The organism is Flavobacterium sp. (genome assembly GCF_035299245.1).
In the GTDB taxonomy this organism is placed as follows: domain Bacteria; phylum Bacteroidota; class Bacteroidia; order Flavobacteriales; family Flavobacteriaceae; genus Flavobacterium.
The window spans coordinates 1-20,322 of record NZ_DATGWY010000019.1 but is presented as its reverse complement, the minus strand read 5'-3'; the positions used below and the strand labels follow the sequence as shown (position 1 = coordinate 20,322).

Below are 20,322 nucleotides of genomic sequence, written 5' to 3'. Positions count from 1 at the left end.
AATAACACTACTGTTTTTGGGAAAAAGATCACAAAAAAAAGCTCTGCAGAAGCAGAGCTTTAAATATTAAAATCTAAAATTTAGATTAGAATTTGTAGTTTAAACCAAAGTTAATTGCAGTAAGGTCGATAGCTAAACCAAAAGAGTTAGTTTTTTCAGCACCATCACCACCGTTATCGTTAGTGTTGTAACCTAATCCAGCCCAACCAGCTTCGATAGACCAGTTGTCAGATAAGAAGTAGTTAACACCAACACCAGCGTTGATACCAAAATCTTTTGTTTTGAACTCAGCAGGACCTTGCTCAACTTTGTTAGAACCAAAACCAACAGCTAATTCTCCGAATACAGAAAATTGAGAAGCTGGAGTCCAGTAGTAACGACCAAATACTTCAGCACCAAATCTGCTAGTATCTGTATCATCTACTCCTGGCTCAGACTCAGTAGAACTTGTAAAATCTAATCTTGCTCCTAAAGCAATGTTTTCAGTTACAAAGTAACCTAAAGCTGGAGAGAAAGTGAAACCTGAAGTTTCTAAATCACCTGTTTTTTCAGAACCAAATCCTACAGCACCAGAAACAAATAAGTCACCTTTAGAAAAACCAGCACCTGAATCTTCTTTTTTGTCTTGAGCATTAGCAAATCCGAAAGCGAATACTGCTGCTACAGTTAAAACTAATTTTTTCATGTTTATTTTGTGTTTAAAATTATTGGCGCAAATGTAAAACTATTCTTTTTTCTTACAAAGAGAAAAAATACTGGAGTTATCAACATAGTTATTAACAATTTTATCAACAACTTTACCTAATTAACTCATGTTCAATAAAATACAAATACAGTAAAACGAAATTAAAAAAATGTTAAAAAAAAGCCGTTCACGAAGAACGGCTTTGTATGAAAGAAATGGGCTACAAAATTAGAATCGGTATCCTATAGCAAATGCCAAATTACTGTTTGCATTTTTATCATCACCTTCTTTGTTTAAGTTAGACACACCAATAGTATATCTTAACCCAAGATTAATGTTTTCTGCAACATCATAACCTGCTCCAACTCCAATTCCGAAGTCAGTTGAATTTATCTGATCTTTAACATCAATGCTACCACCATCAAATTTAAGTTTAGCCGACATTAAGAAACCAATTTGTGGACCCGCTTCTAAAGTAAATTTATCAGCCACTTTGTATTGAGCCATAATTGGAATATTTATGTAATTTAGCTCAACAGACCCATCACCTGGACCATCAATTTTATTCCCTTGAGTTGAAAATAATACTTCTGGCTGAACTGCAAATTGTTCAGAAATACCAATATTGGCAAACGCTCCAACTTGAAATCCAACTTTCATTTTGTTGTCGTCTGTGTTATCACCTGTTACGTTTGACAAGTTCAAACCAGCTTTAGCACCAAACTTAGTTTCTTGCGCATTAGCAAATGCAAAACCGAAAACAGCCACCGCTGTCAATAGAATTTTTTTCATGTTTATTTTGTTTAAAATTAATAAGTTAAAGGTAAAACTATTCCTTTTTCCTTTAAACACAAGGTTTTACACAGTTATCAACACAATTATTAACATTTTAAAGATTCGTAATTGCAAATACTAAATTTTAAAAAAAGTCGTTTCTAAAAAAAAAAACGCATACTATAAAAAGCACTAAATTAATTATAAAACACTGATTATGAAGAAGTTATTTTTATTTATAATTACCCTTGCATCAATTGAAGGACATGCCCAAGGAATAAAAGTCGGACTAAAAGCTGGTGTTAATTATGCCAATTTCAACAATTCCGACATCCAAACTGATGCAATAACGAGCTTTCATGGAGGATTAGTAACGGAGTTTTCATTACTGAAAAATTTTTCATTACAACCTGAACTACTGTATTCTACACAAGGTGCCGAATTGAATGATTTTGGACAACAAATTAAAAATGAATTGGGCTACATTAGTATTCCGGTATTAGCAAAATTTTACCTAAACGATAATTTGAGTTTGGAAATTGGACCACAAGCTTCTTTTCTTTTAAGCGAACGAAATGAGGTTGAAGCAGGAGATTCCAATACTTTCGACTTTGCAGTTGCTGGTGGGCTAACCTATAAATTGGGAAAACATTTCTTTGTTCAAGGAAGATATGGTTTAGGATTGACAGAACCCAAACGTGATGCCGCTGTAAAGAATTCAGTTCTTCAAGGCTCAATTGGATTTATGTTCTAAAAAAAGCATAATGTTTTCTAAAACCGCTTCATTTGTTGAGCGGTTTTTTTATTTTTACTCAAAACTATCCACAACTATGAACATCATTATTATTAATGGACCCAACCTCAACTTATTAGGTAAAAGAGAACCAGAAGTATACGGAAATCAAACTTTTGAAAACTACTTTAGAGACTTAAAATCCAAATATCCATCGGTGAATTTGGATTACTTTCAGAGTAATATTGAAGGCGAATTGATTGATAAAATTCAGGAAATTGGTTTTCATTACAACGGAATCATTCTCAATGCTGCAGCCTATACTCATACTTCTGTGGGAATTGGAGATGCCGTAAAAGCAATCACAACTCCAGTTATTGAGGTTCATATTTCGAATACTTTTTCAAGGGAAACCTTCCGTCATCAATCGTTTATTTCTCCTAATGCTAAAGGAGTAATCATTGGTTTTGGTCTCAAAAGTTACGAATTAGCCTTACAATCTTTTCTTTAAACTCAACACTATTTTTTATTCTTCTATTCCATGAAAAAAATTACAACACTACTCTTTTTATTGACTTCATTTTTTTCTTTTTCACAAATCAAAGGAATTGTTTCTGACGACAAAGGAAACCCAATGGCTTTTGTAAATATTTATGTTCAAAACACATACATCAGCACCACTTCTAATGATCAAGGTCGGTTTGAATTGAATGTAAAAACACCAGGAACTTATGTAGTTCTTTTTCAATATTTAGGATACAAGACCGAAAAAAAGGTAATTGAAGCTCAAAGTTTTCCACAAAGTGTTGACGTGACTTTAGTAGAAGAAGAAATTAACCTCAAAGAGGTCATCATTGACCCGAAGGTGAATCCAGCCGATGAAATGATTCGTAACGCCATCAAGAACCGAAAAGAAAACTCAGAAAAAACAGCAAAATACAAGGCTGATTTTTATTCACGTGGAATTTTTAGAGTAAAAAATCTTCCTAAAACTATTTTGGGTCAGAAATTGGATTTTTTTGATGATGTAATCGATTCTACTCGAAGCGGAATTTTGTACTTATCCGAAACCGTTTCCAAAATCACTTTTCAAAAACCAGACAAACTAAAAGAAGTAATCGTAGCTTCAAAAGTCAGTGGAAACGACAATGGCTTCAGTTTCAACAACGCCGCACAAGCCAATTTTGATTTTTATGAAAATTACCTCGATTTTGATGTAAAAGTAATTTCTCCAATTGCTGATAATGCCTTCAATTATTACAAATACAAATTTGAAGGTTCGTTTACTGATGAAAACAACAAACTCATCAATAAAATTAAAGTGATTCCGAGACGCGACAGTGAACCAGCGATGAACGGTTACATCTATATTGTCGATGATTCCTACGCCATTTACGCAGTCGATTTGTCTATTAATGGAGGTCAAATGTCAAACCCAGCCTTGAACAAACTCACATTGAAACAAAACTTCAGCTATAATAATTTAACTCGAATTTGGGCCAAAAATACACAAACCATTGATTTTGAAGCAGGGATTTTCGGAATTAATATGTCAGGAAAATTTACTTACGTATATTCTAATTTTGAGTTTGAACCCCAATTTGAAAAGAAAACATTTACGGCAGAAGTTTTGAAATTTGAAGAAAATGCCAATAAAAAAGAAGATGCATTTTGGGAAACCATTCGACCTGTTCCTTTGACCAATGAAGAAACTACTGATTATTTGAAAAAAGACGCTCTTCAAACCAAAAAGAAATCGAAAGTCTATCTCGACTCTATTGATGCTATACGGAATAAATTCCGCTTTTTTGACATCATCAACGGTTACAGCTACAACAATTCATATAAAAAACAATTCTTCAACTACAATGGTCCGTTGTTCAGCACATCGTTCAATACGGTTCAGGGCTGGAATTCATCAATTGGTTTTTCCTATTTTACCAATAATGAAGAAAAACGCACGTATACGAGTATTGGCACTCGCATCAACTATGGCTTTTCTGAAGATAAAGTGCGTGCAACAGCCAGTTATACTCGAAAATTCAACAACATTGACGATAGTACACTGAGTATTTTCGGAGGAAGTTCGGTCAATCAATTCAATTCTAGCAATCCTATTTCGAAAAATATAAACAGTATTAGCAGTTTGTTTTTTGTAAACAACTTCATGAAATTATACGAAAAAAACTTTGTATCGATCAATTTTGGAAGAGAAGTCATTAATGGTTTGAATTTGAATTTAGGAATGGAATATTCAGAACGCAAACCGCTGTGGAATACAACCGATCAACGTTCGGTAAAATCGGAAGACGAATACACTTCCAACAATCCGTTATTGCCTTTTGATTTTGTAACTCCCGCTTTTGAAAAACACAATTTAGTAAAAGGAAGTGTAACCACGCGTATTCTTTTTGGTCAACAATACTGGACGCGTCCCGATGGAAAGTTCAGTTTGAGAAACAACAAATATCCAACGCTCTCTTTGGGTTATGAAAAAACATTCGCAGCGACTGATAAGAAATACGAATACGATTTTGTATCGGCGAGAGTAACACACGATATGTCAATTGGTAACAAGGGCGAAATGAAAATGAACTTCAGAACAGGCAAATTTTTTAATGCCGAAAACATAGCTTTTACTGATTACAAACATTTTAACGGAAACCAAACGCATGTGGCTAGCGGTGATAGTTACACTAATGTGTTCAACAATTTGCCCTATTATCAATTGAGTACCAACGATAGCTTTTTTGAAACTCATATTGAGCACAACGACAAAGGGTATTTGATGAATAAGATTCCGTTGCTCAACAAACTGCAATCACAATTGGTTTTAGGTTTTCACAATTTATCCCTTCCTAATCAACAACCGTATCAAGAGTTTTCTATTGGATTGGATAATTTAGGTTATGGCAAATTCCGACTACTTAGAGTTGACTATGTGCGTTCGTATCAAAATGGTTATCAAGGTGATGCTATTATTTTTGGATTGAAATTTTTGAATGTGATTGAATAATAAATACGTCAGAACCACGTTTTTCTTTCAGAATATTTGAGTTGCCACGAATTCACGAATACTACTTTTAAACAATTCGAACACATTCAAATAAATAGTCTTTGACGATATTAATTTTAGAGATATAAAGAATAAAATTCGTGTATTCGTGGTAAAATAATTAACCTCCGTATTTCAAAATCCAGTTTTATGAAAAAAATTCATTACTTTCTTGCATTTATTGTAATTGGATTTATAATTCTGGCGTTACGACCCATCGACACTTCAAAAGAAAACAGTGTAGTAGTAATTGGTACAGTCACAAAAGTGTATGAAGGTGGTGTAAAGGATTTAGTATTTAAATTAAAGGATGACAAAACATCCTATTACATCAACCGAGGTTTGGAAAACGGATTTGATTTACAAAAAGCTAAAAACGATTTTGTTGGTAAAAAAGTAGTATTGAATTACGCTAAATGTTGGACACCTTTGGCTCCATTAGGAACTTCGTGTAAACACATTACTTATTTAACAATTGATGGAAATGTGATGTATTCGGAGTGGAAATAGCAAATCAAAAAACGTGAAACTCTATTTAAAAAACACATCATAACCAAATCGAATCAATGTTCCGATAACCACTATCAAAAAGAAAATCCGAATAAAACCATTTCCTTTTTTTATGGCTAACTTGGCTCCGAGAAATCCGCCTAAAGCATTACAAATCGCCATCGGAATAGCAATAATCCATATGATTTTTCCTTTCAAAACGAATAAGCAAATCGAACCAAAATTAGTGGCTAAGTTGACCATTTTGGCATTCGCGGAAGCATGAAGAAAATCAAATCCCAAAACAGAGACAAAAGCCAAAACGAGGAAACTTCCGGTTCCCGGACCTATGAATCCGTCGTAAAAACCAATAATTACACTAATTAATAGCGCTAAAACCAATTGCTTTCTTGAGGAAAAATTTTTGTCTTGGTGTTGCCCGAAATCTTTTTTAGTAAACGTATAAATGGCGATTAAAGTCAGAACCAACAAAAGCAACGGTTTCATAAAATCATTACTAACCATTGTTAACACCTGCGAACCCAAAAAAGCAGCACAAAAAGAAACAACTGCCATCATCGAAAGCAACTTCCAATTCATATCTACTTTTTTCAAATACTGGCGTGCAGCAAAAGAAGTTCCGCTGAAAGCCGGAATTTTAAGTGAACCGATAATTGAAGAAACGGCAACATTTGGTAATAAGATCAAAGCCACCGGAGTTTGAATGAGTCCGCCGCCACCTACAATTGCATCAACAAAACCTGCAAAAAAAGAAGCGATACAAAGTAGGATTATGATGTAGGTTTCCATGAATTTAAAGTATAAAAACCATTAAGGTATTAAGTTTCATTAAGTTTTTCTTAATCATCTTAATACCTTAATGGTTTTAAAAAAATAAAATTGTTTTTATACTCTTACAATATTAGCTCCTAATGCTCTTAAACGCTCGTCAATTCGTTCGTAACCGCGGTCAATTTGCTCGATGTTTTGAATGGTAGAAGTTCCCTTGGCCGAAAGCGCAGCAATTAACAATGAAATTCCCGCTCTAATATCGGGCGAACTCATCACAGTGGCTTTCAATTGTGATTGGAAATTATGTCCCATAACAACGGCTCTGTGTGGATCACACAACATGATTTTGGCTCCCATATCAATTAGTTTATCCACAAAGAACAAACGGCTTTCGAACATTTTTTGGTGAATCAACACGTCACCATTAGCTTGGGTTGCCACCACCAAAACGATACTCAATAAATCGGGTGTAAATCCTGGCCAAGGCGCATCTGCAATGGTTAAAATAGAACCATCGATATCGGTTTTTACTTCGTACCCATTTTCATGAGTGGGAATGTAAATATCGTCACCTCTTCGTTCTAAAGTAATTCCGAGTTTTCTAAACACATTCGGAATCACACCTAAATTATCCCAAGACACATTTTTGATCGTGATTTCGCTTCGAGTCATTGCCGCCAAGCCAATCCACGAACCAATTTCAATCATATCAGGAAGAATCCGGTGTTCGCATCCACCTAAACTTTCTACACCTTCAATCGTCAATAAATTCGAACCAACACCCGTGATTTTGGCTCCCATTGAGTTCAACATTTTACACAATTGTTGCAAATACGGTTCGCAAGCAGCATTATATATGGTTGTAGTTCCTTCCGCTAAAACTGCTGCCATGACAATGTTGGCTGTACCAGTAACAGAAGCTTCGTCCAACAACATGTACGCTCCTTTTAATCGGCCTTCATTTTCAACACCATAAAAGTGATCTTCTCTTTCGTAACGGAATTTTGCACCTAAGTTGATGAACCCTTCAAAGTGCGTATCCAATCTGCGTCGACCAATTTTATCGCCTCCGGGTTTCGGAATGTATCCACAGCCAAAACGGGCTAAAAGCGGACCTACAATCATAATTGAACCCCGCAAACTTCCACCTTCTTTTTTGAAAGCTTCCGTTTTCAAGTAATCCACATTCACCTCATCGGCTTGAAAAGTATAATCGCCCGGACCGTTTTTCTGGATTTTAACGCCCAAATTTCCTAGTAATGTAATTAATTTATTTACATCAATAATATCAGGAATGTTTGTAACTCTAACTTTTTCTGATGTTAGCAAAGCCGGACATAAAACCTGCAATGCTTCATTTTTGGCTCCTTGTGGTGTAACATCTCCTTTAAGACGAATGCCTCCTTCAATTTTAAAAGTTCCCATATCTTTATGTTGCAAAGTCGCAAAGTGGCAAAGTGGCAGAGTCAATAAGCATGAACTTTGATACTCTGCAACTTTGAAACTTTACTACTATTTTTGATTATTGTTATTTTTCACAAACGGCTTTTTACCATTTTGTGGCTTTTTGAAATTATTGGATTTCTGAATTTTTTGACCGTTGCCAACCTGACTTTTGTTGGATACTTTTTTGTTGGTTCGCATCAAATCGGTAGTATTGAGCAACTCTTCTGAACTTTGCAACAAATTAATTCGTCCATCTGAAAGTTCGTATAAATGCTCAAATATCACTACATCTTCTACGGTATCTTTGTTCCAACTCAAGTACGATTTCTTCATGTGATTAGCAATCACTTTAACCAAAGCACTTTTCATTTCACCTTCTTCCCAACTGTTGGCCACATTAATCATGTATTTGATGTTGTTGCCATAAAATCGGTATTTCGGATTCTTTTGAGGATAATCCAAACGCTCGGGTTTTAGATTAATTACTTCGCGCGTTGGAATTGGGTAAGGTGAATCAACATCCAATCTAAAATCGGACATGATGAAAATCTGATCCCATAATTTGTGCTGAAAATCGGGTACATCACGCAAATGCGGATTCAAACTCCCCATTACTTGAATGATGTATTTGGCCGCTTTGTTGCGCTCTTCTCTATCTTTAATAAAAGTAGCTTGATCGATTAATTTTTGCAAATGTCTTCCGTATTCCGGAATGATCAAATGCGGACGCTCGGCATTGTACTCTAAAAAGTGTACCACATCGTTGGCGTTTTCTTTATAATATTTTTGTTGATTCATTAGAGTGATATTATCCCTTCAATAGTAGATACATCAAGGTATTTTTGAACCACGTCATCTGGAGATTCCATCATGACATTTACCGAAACACTAGTGTATTTTCCTGTTTTAGATTGATTCGTATGTATTACCGCACCCAAATTATCAAAAGCATTTTCAACTTCTTCAATTTTTTTGGGTTCAGAAGGCACGATAAATTTAAATAAGTATTCGTTGGGCCATTCGGAAGTATTTTGTAATTCTTCGCGAAGTCTGTTGTAAAAATCCTCTGTTTTTTTGTCCATTCCTAAAATAAAATAAAGGCAAATATACAATTTACATATTAGAAGTCGGAATTTAGAAGTTAGATTTTTTGGAGCGAACGGCTTGGGCTTTCTTTGAATCCATTTTCCCGCTATCCGCTTTACTTCGTGCCGCTGCTATTGGGGCTAAAAAGTCGTTGTCGTACACTAAAATAAAATTTCTAAAACCCGTTCAATTATCTAAAACAATTCAATAAATTTGCGCCTTTATTTCTACAACGTTGAAAAAAGAAATTATTGTTATTACTGGCGGGCCAGGAACAGGGAAAACTACTATTATCAATCAATTGATTGAACAAGGACACACGTGTTATCCCGAAATTTCGCGCCAAGTAACCATGGAAGCCAAAAAACAAGGCATCGAACAATTGTTTCTTGAAAAACCACTTTTATTCAGCGAACTCCTTTTGGAAGGCAGAAAAAAGCAATACTATTCGGCTACCGAAGAAACTTCAAACACCATTTTTCTCGATCGTGGTATTCCCGATATTTTGGCGTACATGCATTACATTGGCGATAGTTATCCCTCTTTTTTTGATTTAGCTTGTAAAGAACACATTTATTCAAAAATATTCGTTTTACCGCCTTGGGAAGAAATTTACGAAAGTGACGAGGCACGTTACGAAAATTTTGAACAAGCAAAACTCATCTTTGAGCATTTAAAAGAAACCTATCAAAAATACGGTTATCAATTAATTGAAGTTCCGAAAGGAACTGTAAACGAACGCATTCAATTCATCTTCTCTGAACTGGAAAAGGCATAAAAAAGGCAATTGTATATTTTTTTATATATTTATACTTTCAAAATCAACGCCTAGTCCACTATTATCATGTCATCCGCAGTAGAAATCTTAAAAAAATACTGGAATCACGATGCGTTTAGAACGCCACAAGAACAAATCATCGCATCGGTTGTAGCAGGAAATGACACCTTTGGATTACTACCCACAGGCGGCGGAAAATCAATTTGTTTTCAAGTTCCGGCATTGATGATGCAAGGCATTTGTATTGTCATTTCACCATTGGTTGCACTTATGAGAGACCAAGTACAAAATCTTCAAAACAAAGGTATCAAAGCGGTTGCTTTAACGGGCGGAATTTACGAAAACGACATTATTGATATTTTAGACAATTGTCAATTTGGCAACTATAAATTCTTATACCTTTCACCAGAACGACTTCAAAACGATTGGATTGTTGACCGAATTAAAAATTTACCTGTTAATTTAATTGCCATAGACGAAGCGCATTGTGTATCGCAATGGGGACACGATTTTCGACCTGCGTATTTGAAAATTGTAAAGCTAAAAGAATACTTTCCTAAAGTTCCGTTTATTGCATTAACTGCTTCGGCAACCCAAAGAGTTCAAGACGATATTGTGGTTCAGCTTCAATTGAAAGAACCCCAATTTTTTACCAAATCATTTGCCCGAGACAATCTGGCGTATATGGTTTTTGAAGTAGAAGACAAACTATTCTTAATTGAACAAATTCTGAAGAAAAATCCGCAACCGTCCATCATTTATGTCAATAATAGAAAGGCGTGCAGTGAAACTGTAAAACAATTGGAAAGTTTAGGCTTTTCGGCTACATTTTACCATGGCGGATTAACATCAAAAGACAAAGAAAACCACATGAAATTGTGGATGGACGAAAAAGTACAAACAATGGTTGCCACCAATGCCTTTGGAATGGGAATTGATAAAGCCAATGTAAAAACAGTGATTCATCTGCATTTGCCACAAAACATAGAAAATTACTATCAAGAAGCAGGTCGCGCCGGACGAAACGGTGAAAAAGCATTTGCGGTTCTTCTAGTCAATCCATCGGATGCCAAACAATCGGAATCGCAATTCATTTCGGTTTTACCTGATAAAGAATTCCTGATTCAGGTCTTTAAAAAGTTATGTTCTTTTTTTCAAATTGCTTACGGTGAAGGAATCGATGAACAATTCAATTTCAATATTAATCAGTTTTGCCTGAAATATAATTTTCCGGCTTTAAAAACCTACAATGCGTTGTTGTTTTTAGACCGACAAGGAGTGATCACTTTATCTCAGGAATTCTCCGAAAAGATTTCCATTCAATTTGTAATTCCGTCGAAAGAAGTAATTCGGTACATGAGTTTGAATCCCAACGATGAAGAGATTATTATGACCATTTTGAGAACCTATCCCGGAGTTTACGAAATGCCGACAACTGTAAATCTATCGTTGATAGCAAAAAAATCAAATGCTGACGAAAAAAAAATAGAGCAGTTGTTTCAAAATCTAAAAGAAAAAGAAATTATTGATTATGTGGCTAAAAACAATGATTCGACCGTAACTTTCAATGAGGTACGCGAAGATGAAAAGACAATTAACCGAGTTTCGAAATACTTAGAAAATCAAAATCAGCTGAAAAAAAATCAGTTTCAAAGTGTACTCTATTATATAAAGGAGCAAAATCAGTGCAAAAGTAAACTTCTACTGGAGTATTTCGGGGAAACCAAAAAAGAGCCTTGTGGCATTTGTTCGTATTGCATCACATTGAATAAGAACAGGGAAAACAAATCGGTGGAAGAAAAAATTCTATCCGTTTTGGGAAAACAAGATTTAAATTCGAGAGATATTCAAAAACTTCTGAAATATCCTCAAGACGATATTATATTTGCACTTCAAAATTTACTTGAGAACAATAAGGTTGTAGTAAATCTGAATAATTTATATTCTTTAAAAAAATAATACTGAAGCGGAACACAATTCAGAACCAAATAATAGCATGGAAAAATTACGCATCATTTTTATGGGCACGCCCGAATTTGCAGTTGGAATTTTAAATACGATTGTAAAAAACAATTTTGAAGTGGTTGGAGTTATCACCGCTGCCGATAAACCGGCAGGTCGTGGTCAGAAAATTAAATATTCGGCCGTAAAAGAATATGCTTTGGAACACAACCTAACATTACTGCAGCCAACCAACTTGAAAGATGAAAATTTCCTGAGTGAATTAAAAGCATTGAACGCGAATGTGCAAGTTGTGGTTGCCTTCAGAATGTTGCCCGAAGTAGTTTGGAGAATGACCAAATACGGAACATTCAATTTACATGCTTCATTGTTGCCCAACTATCGCGGAGCAGCTCCAATCAATTGGGCGATTATTAACGGAGAAACTAAAACAGGTGTTACAACTTTTTTTATTGATGATAAGATTGATACTGGAGCGATGATTTTGAGCAAGGAAATCGAAATTGGTTCAAATGAAAATGCTGGAAGTTTACACGATCGTTTGATGGAATTAGGCTGTGGGACAGTCGTAGAAACGCTACAACTCATTGAAAAAGGAGACGTTGCCACACACATTCAAACCGATAACCCTAACATTAAAACTGCCTACAAACTCAATAAAGAGAATTGTAAAATTGATTTCGAAAAATCGGGAGAAGAAATTTACAATCTTATCAGAGGATTATCACCCTATCCGAGTGCTTGGTGTTATATTAAAGATGGCCAACAAGAATGGAATGTAAAAATTTACGAAGCATCATTATCCTCGGAAAGCCACAATTACGGTATCGGAAGTCTACTATCAACTAAAAAAGAGATGAAAATTGCAGTTAAAAATGGCTTCATCAACTTGATTAGTTTACAATTTCCAGGAAAAAAACGAATGAGTGCGGCTGAATTACTCAACGGAATTTCATTTTCTGACAATGCAAAAGCGCTATAAACCTATATAAACAGTACGATTGCTGCCTTTTTTGAATGCAAATTGGCTTGTTTATCAACAAATGCGCAGAGTTATCAACAAAAATGTCAAAAAACGCGCTTAGCGCTTGTGCAGTCTGTTTTTTCTATTAAATTTGTTATGATTAACAAAAAAAATGTTTAACCAACAATTAATAACTATTTATTATGAACAAATCAGAATTAATCGATGCTATTGCTGCTGACGCAGGAATTACAAAAGCTGCTGCAAAATTAGCTTTAGAATCATTTTTAGGAAACGTAGGAAAAACTTTGAAAAAAGGTGGTAGAGTTTCATTAGTAGGTTTCGGATCTTGGTCAGTTTCTAAAAGAGCGGCTAGAGATGGAAGAAACCCTCAAACTGGAAAAACAATCAAAATCGCTGCTAAAAATGTAGTTAAATTTAAAGCAGGTGCTGATTTAGATGGTTCAGTAAACTAATTTAGTTTATATCTATTATAATTAAATCATCCCGATTGTTCGGGATGATTTTTTTTATTATGTAGCATAGTTAATAAAAAATTAGTAATTTTATTAAAAATTAAAGCTGATTATGACAAAAGATTCAATTAAAAAAGGACTACTTCTTTTAGCTGAACCCTCAGTTATAGGAGATGTATCATTCAGCCGATCGGTAATATTATTAGCAGACCATAACGATAGTGGCTCGGTTGGATTCATACTGAATAAACCCTTAGATTTCACTGTTAATGATTTGATTCCCGATGTAGAAGCTTCATTCATTGTATACAATGGTGGACCAGTAGAACAAGATAATTTATATTTTATTCATACTATTCCAGAACTAATCACTGATAGCATTGAAATTTCTGATGGAATTTATTGGGGTGGCGATTTTGAAGTTACCAAGCAATTAATCAATAGCGGTTCTGTTCACAAAGACAACATACGCTTTTTCTTAGGCTATTCTGGTTGGACCACCAATCAATTGGATGAAGAAGTGGAAGCGAATTCGTGGATATTAACCAAAAACAATTTCAAAAATCAGATACTAAAAACACCTAGTATCGAATTTTGGAAAGAAAAAATAATGGAGTTAGGTGGCGAATACATCATTTGGTCGAATGCTCCTGAAAACCCAATTCTAAACTAAACTTTCATTCAGCTTTTCTATCAATTGCTGTGAAAAAGCAGTTGCGTATTCTTTTTTTCTGTACTTGGTTATTGGTTGAATTCCGGAAATTACATTGGTAATGAATAATTCATCTGCTTTTTGCAGTTCAAATGCTGAAATGGATTGTTCCACTACTGCAATTCCTTCTATTTTTTTGGCCAACGAAAGAATTTGTTTTCGCATTACACCATTCAAACAGCCATCAGAAACTGGTGGAGTGATGAGCGTCGTATTGTTCAACATAAAAAGATTTCCATTTAAAGCTTCTACTACATTTTTGTCATCATTCAAAAGAAGACAATTCTGCAAATCATTTTCTTGCGCAAATACACTACCCGTAATATTTATCATCCGGTTAGTTGTCTTTATAGATGATAATAACTGTTTACTGACATAAAAATCTTTATACAAATCCACTTCATACGGTTGGTTTCCAATTACATAAGCAGAAATTTGAATTGGATTTGCCGTAATAGTATAAGATACCGAATTGTCTTTTGGTAGGTACAACCCGCCATCATTTCTGTACACAGTGATCCGTATCCTAGCATTTGAAACTTCAATTGCCTCTACTAACGACAGGATTTCACTTTCTAAAAATTCCAAGGTGAAGTTCATGGGAATTTTCATTCTCACAATTCGCATAGACGACATCAATCTAAAATAATGATCTTCAAAGAAAAGCACCTTTTTGTTGACTACTTTACAGGTTTCAAAAACCGCATCACCATACAAAAAACCTCTGTTTGAAGTAGTCAAAACAGTTTCCTCATTCACAATTTGTCCGTTACAATTTATCATAAAAAATCCCGATTAAAATCGGGACAAATATAGTTTGAAAAAAGGAGTTTAAATAGAACCTATCACATGTTTTAGTTCGGACACTTGATTTTCCCACAACATTTTGGACTCTTCCACTTCATCTTTTTCAGCAAAATCAGTAATCATTAAGGACACATCTTTGGTAATTTCGTCTTCTAAAATTCGCAATTCGAAAAAATATTCGGTGTCTTTTTTATTTTCATCCACCCATTTGAATTTTACTTTTTCTCCTGTTTTCTTGGATGCTAAACGAGCATTTTCTTCTGTATCATCCCATTCGAAAGTGAAAAACTCACCTCTTGAATTCACCGTATCAGCAAACCATTCTTGCAAACCTGAAGGAGTTGAAATGTATTGATACAACAATTGAGGCGAAGAGTTTATGGGGAATTCTATTTCGTAACGTATTTTTTCTGACATAATCATTAATTTGGTCGAAATATATAATATTTATTTATAAAATAACAAGTATAAAAAAAATATTTTTTTTCCTTTTAATATTTGGAACGTGTGATATTAGTCTTATATTTGCACCCGCATTCAAGGATGCACCGACTATGGCGAGGTATTCGCCGCGGCGAAGCAGGATTCATATCCGCCCAGGCGGACAGGAGTTCTTAAATTAGAAGGCGAGGTAGCTCAGTCGGTTAGAGCGCAGGATTCATAACCCTGAGGTCGGGAGTTCAAATCTCCCTCTCGCTACAACAAGAGGCAATAGCCAAATGGACAATAAATCCCATCCACTTTCGTGTTTGGGATTTTTTTTACCTTAGTTTTATGGAATTTATTGTTTATATTTTATACTCTAAAAAATTTGATAGAACATACGTTGGATATACATCCTCTTTAATTGAGCGTTTTAAAAGTCACAATGAATTAGCAAAATCTGGATATACTCTACGATTTAGACCATGGGAAGTTGTTTACTTAGAAGTTTATCAAAATAAAAATCAAGCTATACTTAGAGAAAAATGGCTCAAATCTGGACATGGCAGAAAATTTATTTCTGATTTGAAAAGCACAGGATTCATATCCGCCTAGGCAGACGGGAGTTCAAATCTCCCTCTCTCTACAACAAGAGGCAATAGCCAAAAAAGTAAATCCCAATCATTTGAATGATTGGGATTTTTTATTATTGTCAATTCCATTTTCTTCACAATTTCATTTATTAAATCCTACTTCAAATAAGCATTAAACTACTTTTTAAAAAAATTAATTTTGTAAGTATTTATTTTCATTTATTATTTTAAAATGTATTTTATCGATTATATATGTATTTTATCGATAAAATATTTTGTCAGAAATTAAGTATTATTTAGGTTTGCCTTTCAAAAACCCTAGAAAAATGAAAAAAATTACCCTAATTCTGTTTCTAACTATCCTATTTTCTAGCATTTCCTATGCTCAAAAAGATAGTTCCTACGAAAAAGCCATGTACTACTTGCGCGAAAAAGGTGAAGTCATACTAACCTTTAAAGCCAATAGTAAAGAACAATTCATCGAACTGAGCAGAGTAGTTTCCGTCAGTCATAAACATGTAGACGAAAACCTCTTAGAAGTGGAAGCGTATGCTAACAAAGATCAGTTTCAACGATTTTTGTCTTATGGATTGTCCTATAAAGTAACTCAAGAAGACAACGAAATTCCAGTAGATATTACTTCAAATTATAGTACTCAGGCTGTAAATGCTTGGGATACTACTTGGGACGCATATCCAAGATATTCTGAATATGTTGCCAAAATGCAATATTGGGCAGCCACTTACCCAAGTTTATGTACATTACAAAATATTGGTGCTACTCCAAACGGTAGAGCTTTGTACGTTTTAAAAATTTCTGATAACGCAAGTTCTGACGAAACTGAACCTGAATTCTTTTACACCTCATCGATGCACGGTGATGAGATTACGGGTTATCCAACTATGTTGCGTTTCATTGATTATCTTTTAACCAACTATGGTTCTTTATCTGAGGTAACTAATTTAGTTAATGGAACTGAATTATACATCAATCCACTTGCTAATCCTGATGGTTCATATAAAACTGCTGGTAATGACATATACAATCCTGGTGGAGCTGCTAATACTCCAACGAGAGGAAATGCAGCCGGTGTGGATTTGAACCGTAATTATCCTGATGCGATCGGAGGTTTACACGATGATGGACTTGATTATCAAACAGAAACAAATGCGTTTTTGAATTTTCAAGCCACTAGAAATTTTGTTTTATCAGCAAACTACCATGGTGGAACTGAAGTAGTAAACTTTCCTTTAGATACTTCTTACACACCTGGAACAGGGAATTTTAGTTACCATCCACACGACAACTATTTTAAATTTGTTTCAATTGAGTATGCACAATTGTGTCAAACCGCCGATGGAAACTTAAACTATATGGATGCCGTGTACAATACTGGTCAATTTCCAGGAACAACCAATGGAGCCGCTTGGTATTCAGTATATGGTGGAAGACAAGATGCTAGTAATTATTTTGAACACAATAAAGAAGTTACAATCGAAATTTCTGATCTTAAAACTCCTGCCGCTGCTAACTTACCTTTCTTCTGGACACGAAACAGACAAGCTTTACTTAACTATGTTAAACAAGCCAGTTATGGATTACACGGAGTGGTAACTGATCAATCGGGTAATCCAATTCATGCTAAAGTATATATTGGTGGAACCTTTGATAATTTTGGATCATGGGTAGAAACTTCACCTACAAAAGGCGATTATCATAAAGTACAAATTGCTGGAACTTATGATGTAATATTTGAAGCGCCAGGTTATGTTTCACAAACCATTTCGGTGACATTAACCAATAATGCAACAACGACTTTAAACGTGACTATGGTTCCGACAACCTCGGTTCCGACTGCTAATGATGCTACTATTTGTACCGGACAAACTGCTGCTTTATCAGCCACTGGAACAGGAACAATAAGATGGTACGACAGCGTAAATGCAACTACTCCATTAGCAACAAATGCTTCTTATACAACACCTGTATTAACATCAAACAGATCGTATTGGGTAGAAAGAGAAGTCACTCCTGCCAATGTGGGTCCAGCCACTGTATCGGGAACAGGCGTAGCGAATACTACTATAGCCAATCGCTATTTAATTTTTAATTGTACTGCTCCAACTAAATTAAAATCCGTTTTAATCTCGGCTACTATAGCAGGTCAATTATTGATTGAATTACAAAATAGTTCGGGCGTGATGCTTGAATCTAAAGTAGTTCGTTTATCATCTACTGGAGCTCAAGACGTCGAATTGGATTTCTTTTTACCAGCACAAAATGGCTTACGATTGGTTTCGAGAGAAATAAGTAACGCCGGAATAACAGGCACGATAAATTTAACCCGCGCCACTACAGGAATTACCTATCCATATACTAATGGAACAGTAACCATCACAGGAAATAGTGGTACAGGAACTTTCTTCCAATTCTTTAACTGGAAATTTGGTCCACAAAAAAGCAACAGAGATGAAGTTGTGGTAACTGTAAAACCAAATCCAACCAACGACTCTGTAAACCCAACTTCAGCACTAGCTGGTTCAGGTGCTTTTACGTTAACTGTAAACGGAACCAACTTTGTAAATGGAGAATCAATCGTACGATGGAATGGTTCGAACAGAACAACTACTTTTGTTAGTCCAACTCAGCTAACTGCCGCTATCACTGCTGGTGATGTTGCAACAGCCGGAACAGCAAACGTTACAGTATTCAATACGTGTAACTCAACTACATCATCGGCACGTACATTTACAATTACTACTAATTGTTTACCTCCAGTTCCAAATGTAAGTTCTTTACCAAATGCAACTGGTCAATGTTCGGTAACTGTTACACCTCCAACCGCTACTAGCAACTGTGTAGGAACTATTACAGGAACAACTCCAAGTCCGTTGACATACAACACTCAAGGAACATTCAACATTACATGGACGTACAACGATAACAATGGAAACATTGTAACTCAAAACCAAACCGTTATTGTTGATGATACCACAGCACCAGTTCCTGTAGCTCCATCATTACCAAATGTAACTGGACAATGTTCGGCTACTGTATCTTCTACTCCAACGGCCAACGACAACTGTGTTGGAACAATTACAGGTACAACTAACAATCCGCTCACTTATACGACACAAGGAACTCATACAGTTACGTGGACGTATAATGATGGTAATGGAAATACTTTTACTCAAAATCAATTAGTCATTATCTCCGACACTATAGCTCCAGTACCAAATGTTACTACTTTACCAACTGTAACTGGACAATGTTCGGCTTCGGTGACTGCTCCAACGGCTACGGATAACTGCGCAGGAACAATTACTGCAACAACTAATAATCCATTAACCTACAATACACAAGGAACTTACACTGTAACTTGGACGTATAATGATGGTAACGGGAATTTTTTCAATCAAAATCAAACCGTTGTAGTGGACGATACTATTGCTCCTGTGGCTAACGTAACGACTTTACCAACTGTAACTGGACAATGTTCGGCTTCGGTGACTGCTCCAACTGCTACGGATAACTGCGCAGGAACAATTACTGGAACAACTAACAATCCATTAACCTACAATACACAAGGATCTTATACAGTAACTTGGACGTACAATGATGGTAACGGTAATACTTCAACGCAACAACAAACTGTGGTTGTGGACGATACGATTGCTCCAGTAGCTAACGTAACGACTTTACCAACAGTTTCGGGACAATGTTCGGCTTCGGTGACTGCTCCAACTGCTACGGATAACTGCGCAGGAACAATTACTGCAACAACTAATAATCCATTAACCTATAATGCACAAGGAACTTATACTGTAACTTGGACGTACAACGATGGTAACGGAAATACTTCAACGCAACAACAAACTGTCGTTGTGGACGATACGATTGCTCCAGTAGCTAACGTAACTACTTTACCAACAGTTTCGGGAGAATGTTCAGTATCAGTAACGGCTCCAACGGCCACAGATAACTGTGCTGGAACAATTACTGCAACTACTAACGATCCTTTAACTTACAATACACAAGGAACTTATATAGTAACTTGGTCTTACAACGATGGTAACGGTAATACTTCAACGCAACAACAAACTGTGGTTGTGGACGATACGATTGCTCCTGTGGCTAACGTAACAACTTTACCAACAGTTTCGGGAGAATGTTCAGCATCAGTAACAGCTCCAACAGCTTCGGATAACTGCGCAGGAACAATTATTGCAACAACTAATAATCCATTAACCTATAATGCACAAGGAACTTATACTGTAACTTGGACGTATAATGATGGTAACGGTAACACTTCTACTCAACAACAAACTGTGGTTGTGGACGATACGATTGCTCCAGTAGCTAACGTAACTACTTTACCAACAGTTTCGGGACAATGCTCGGCTTCTGTAACGGCTCCAACAGCTACAGATAACTGTGCTGGAACAATTACTGCAACTACTAACGATCCTTTAACTTACAATACACAAGGAACTTACACCGTAACTTGGTCTTACAATGATGGTAACGGAAATACCTCAACGCAACAA

The 20,322-nt window shown here is 35.5% G+C and carries 19 protein-coding genes and 1 tRNA gene; 12 read left to right on the top strand and 8 right to left on the bottom strand.

Annotated elements, in window-relative coordinates:
- Nucleotides 1-85 precede the first annotated feature (85 nt).
- Nucleotides 86-685, bottom strand: coding sequence for an outer membrane protein (locus VK161_RS12765; protein ID WP_324215172.1), 600 nt, complete (start codon nt 683-685; stop codon nt 86-88).
- 228 nt (nt 686-913) lie between these two features.
- Nucleotides 914-1,477, bottom strand: coding sequence for a porin family protein (locus tag VK161_RS12760; protein ID WP_324215171.1), 564 nt, complete (start codon nt 1,475-1,477; stop codon nt 914-916).
- Nucleotides 1,478-1,676: 199 nt separating this feature from the next.
- Between VK161_RS12760 and VK161_RS12755 the strand changes: the two genes are divergently transcribed.
- From VK161_RS12755 to VK161_RS12740, 4 genes are all read left to right on the top strand, one after another.
- Nucleotides 1,677-2,213: a porin family protein gene (locus tag VK161_RS12755; RefSeq protein WP_324215170.1), complete on the top strand. Its 537-nt coding sequence runs from the start codon at nt 1,677-1,679 to the stop codon at nt 2,211-2,213.
- A gap of 76 nt (nt 2,214-2,289) precedes the next feature.
- On the top strand, nt 2,290-2,703 hold the full coding sequence (gene aroQ, locus VK161_RS12750; RefSeq protein ID WP_324215169.1) for a type II 3-dehydroquinate dehydratase: 414 nt from the start codon (nt 2,290-2,292) through the stop codon (nt 2,701-2,703).
- 30 nt (nt 2,704-2,733) lie between these two features.
- A complete protein-coding gene (locus VK161_RS12745; RefSeq protein WP_324215168.1) occupies nt 2,734-5,208 on the top strand; it encodes a DUF5686 and carboxypeptidase regulatory-like domain-containing protein in 2,475 nt (824 codons plus the stop codon).
- A gap of 189 nt (nt 5,209-5,397) precedes the next feature.
- Nucleotides 5,398-5,757, top strand: coding sequence for a hypothetical protein (locus VK161_RS12740; RefSeq protein ID WP_324215167.1), 360 nt, complete (start codon nt 5,398-5,400; stop codon nt 5,755-5,757).
- A 21-nt stretch (nt 5,758-5,778) separates the two neighbouring features.
- Here the strand turns inward: VK161_RS12740 and VK161_RS12735 are convergent, their stop codons facing one another.
- The 4 genes from VK161_RS12735 to VK161_RS12720 form a co-directional block, all read right to left on the bottom strand.
- Nucleotides 5,779-6,546 carry a sulfite exporter TauE/SafE family protein gene (locus VK161_RS12735; protein WP_324215166.1) on the bottom strand — a complete coding sequence of 256 codons (768 nt, stop codon included), beginning with the start codon at nt 6,544-6,546 and terminating at the stop codon, nt 5,779-5,781.
- Nucleotides 6,547-6,642: 96 nt separating this feature from the next.
- Nucleotides 6,643-7,953: a UDP-N-acetylglucosamine 1-carboxyvinyltransferase gene (gene murA / locus VK161_RS12730; protein ID WP_324215165.1), complete on the bottom strand. Its 1,311-nt coding sequence runs from the start codon at nt 7,951-7,953 to the stop codon at nt 6,643-6,645.
- An 87-nt stretch (nt 7,954-8,040) separates the two neighbouring features.
- On the bottom strand, nt 8,041-8,772 hold the full coding sequence (locus VK161_RS12725) for a DUF4290 domain-containing protein (protein WP_324215164.1): 732 nt from the start codon (nt 8,770-8,772) through the stop codon (nt 8,041-8,043).
- Nucleotides 8,772-9,056: a DUF493 family protein gene (locus VK161_RS12720; RefSeq protein ID WP_324215163.1), complete on the bottom strand. Its 285-nt coding sequence runs from the start codon at nt 9,054-9,056 to the stop codon at nt 8,772-8,774. The genes VK161_RS12725 and VK161_RS12720 overlap by 1 nt, the downstream gene beginning before the upstream one ends.
- A 239-nt stretch (nt 9,057-9,295) precedes the next feature.
- Here VK161_RS12720 and VK161_RS12715 point away from each other — a divergent pair, with 239 nt between their 5' ends.
- The 5 genes from VK161_RS12715 (at nt 9,296) to VK161_RS12695 (ending at nt 13,913) form a co-directional block, all read left to right on the top strand.
- A complete protein-coding gene (locus tag VK161_RS12715) occupies nt 9,296-9,838 on the top strand; it encodes an AAA family ATPase (RefSeq protein WP_324215162.1) in 543 nt (180 codons plus the stop codon).
- Between the two features lie 66 nt (nt 9,839-9,904).
- Complete coding sequence (locus VK161_RS12710; RefSeq protein WP_324215161.1) at nt 9,905-11,797, top strand: ATP-dependent DNA helicase RecQ; 1,893 nt, start codon at nt 9,905-9,907, stop codon at nt 11,795-11,797.
- 37 nt (nt 11,798-11,834) lie between these two features.
- A complete protein-coding gene (fmt, locus tag VK161_RS12705) occupies nt 11,835-12,782 on the top strand; it encodes a methionyl-tRNA formyltransferase (protein ID WP_324215160.1) in 948 nt (315 codons plus the stop codon).
- 185 nt (nt 12,783-12,967) lie between these two features.
- Nucleotides 12,968-13,240, top strand: coding sequence for an HU family DNA-binding protein (locus tag VK161_RS12700; RefSeq protein ID WP_236460363.1), 273 nt, complete (start codon nt 12,968-12,970; stop codon nt 13,238-13,240).
- Between the two features lie 112 nt (nt 13,241-13,352).
- Nucleotides 13,353-13,913 carry a YqgE/AlgH family protein gene (locus VK161_RS12695; RefSeq protein ID WP_324215159.1) on the top strand — a complete coding sequence of 187 codons (561 nt, stop codon included), beginning with the start codon at nt 13,353-13,355 and terminating at the stop codon, nt 13,911-13,913.
- Here VK161_RS12695 and VK161_RS12690 read toward each other — a convergent pair.
- A complete protein-coding gene (locus VK161_RS12690; RefSeq protein WP_324215158.1) occupies nt 13,905-14,735 on the bottom strand; it encodes an aminotransferase class IV in 831 nt (276 codons plus the stop codon). The two genes, VK161_RS12695 and VK161_RS12690, sit on opposite strands and share 9 nt — an antisense overlap.
- 48 nt (nt 14,736-14,783) lie before the next feature.
- Complete coding sequence (locus tag VK161_RS12685; protein ID WP_324215157.1) at nt 14,784-15,176, bottom strand: START-like domain-containing protein; 393 nt, start codon at nt 15,174-15,176, stop codon at nt 14,784-14,786.
- A 208-nt stretch (nt 15,177-15,384) separates the two neighbouring features.
- On the opposite strand from VK161_RS12685, the gene VK161_RS12680 reads away from it, so the two are divergent.
- From VK161_RS12680 to VK161_RS12670, 3 genes are all read left to right on the top strand, one after another.
- Nucleotides 15,385-15,458, top strand: a tRNA-Met gene (locus VK161_RS12680).
- Nucleotides 15,459-15,533: 75 nt separating this feature from the next.
- Nucleotides 15,534-15,797, top strand: a complete 264-nt coding sequence (locus tag VK161_RS12675) for a GIY-YIG nuclease family protein (RefSeq protein WP_324215156.1) — start codon at nt 15,534-15,536, stop codon at nt 15,795-15,797.
- Between the two features lie 304 nt (nt 15,798-16,101).
- A partial coding sequence (locus VK161_RS12670) for a M14 family zinc carboxypeptidase (RefSeq protein ID WP_324215155.1) occupies nt 16,102-20,322 on the top strand: 4,221 nt, incomplete at its 3' end.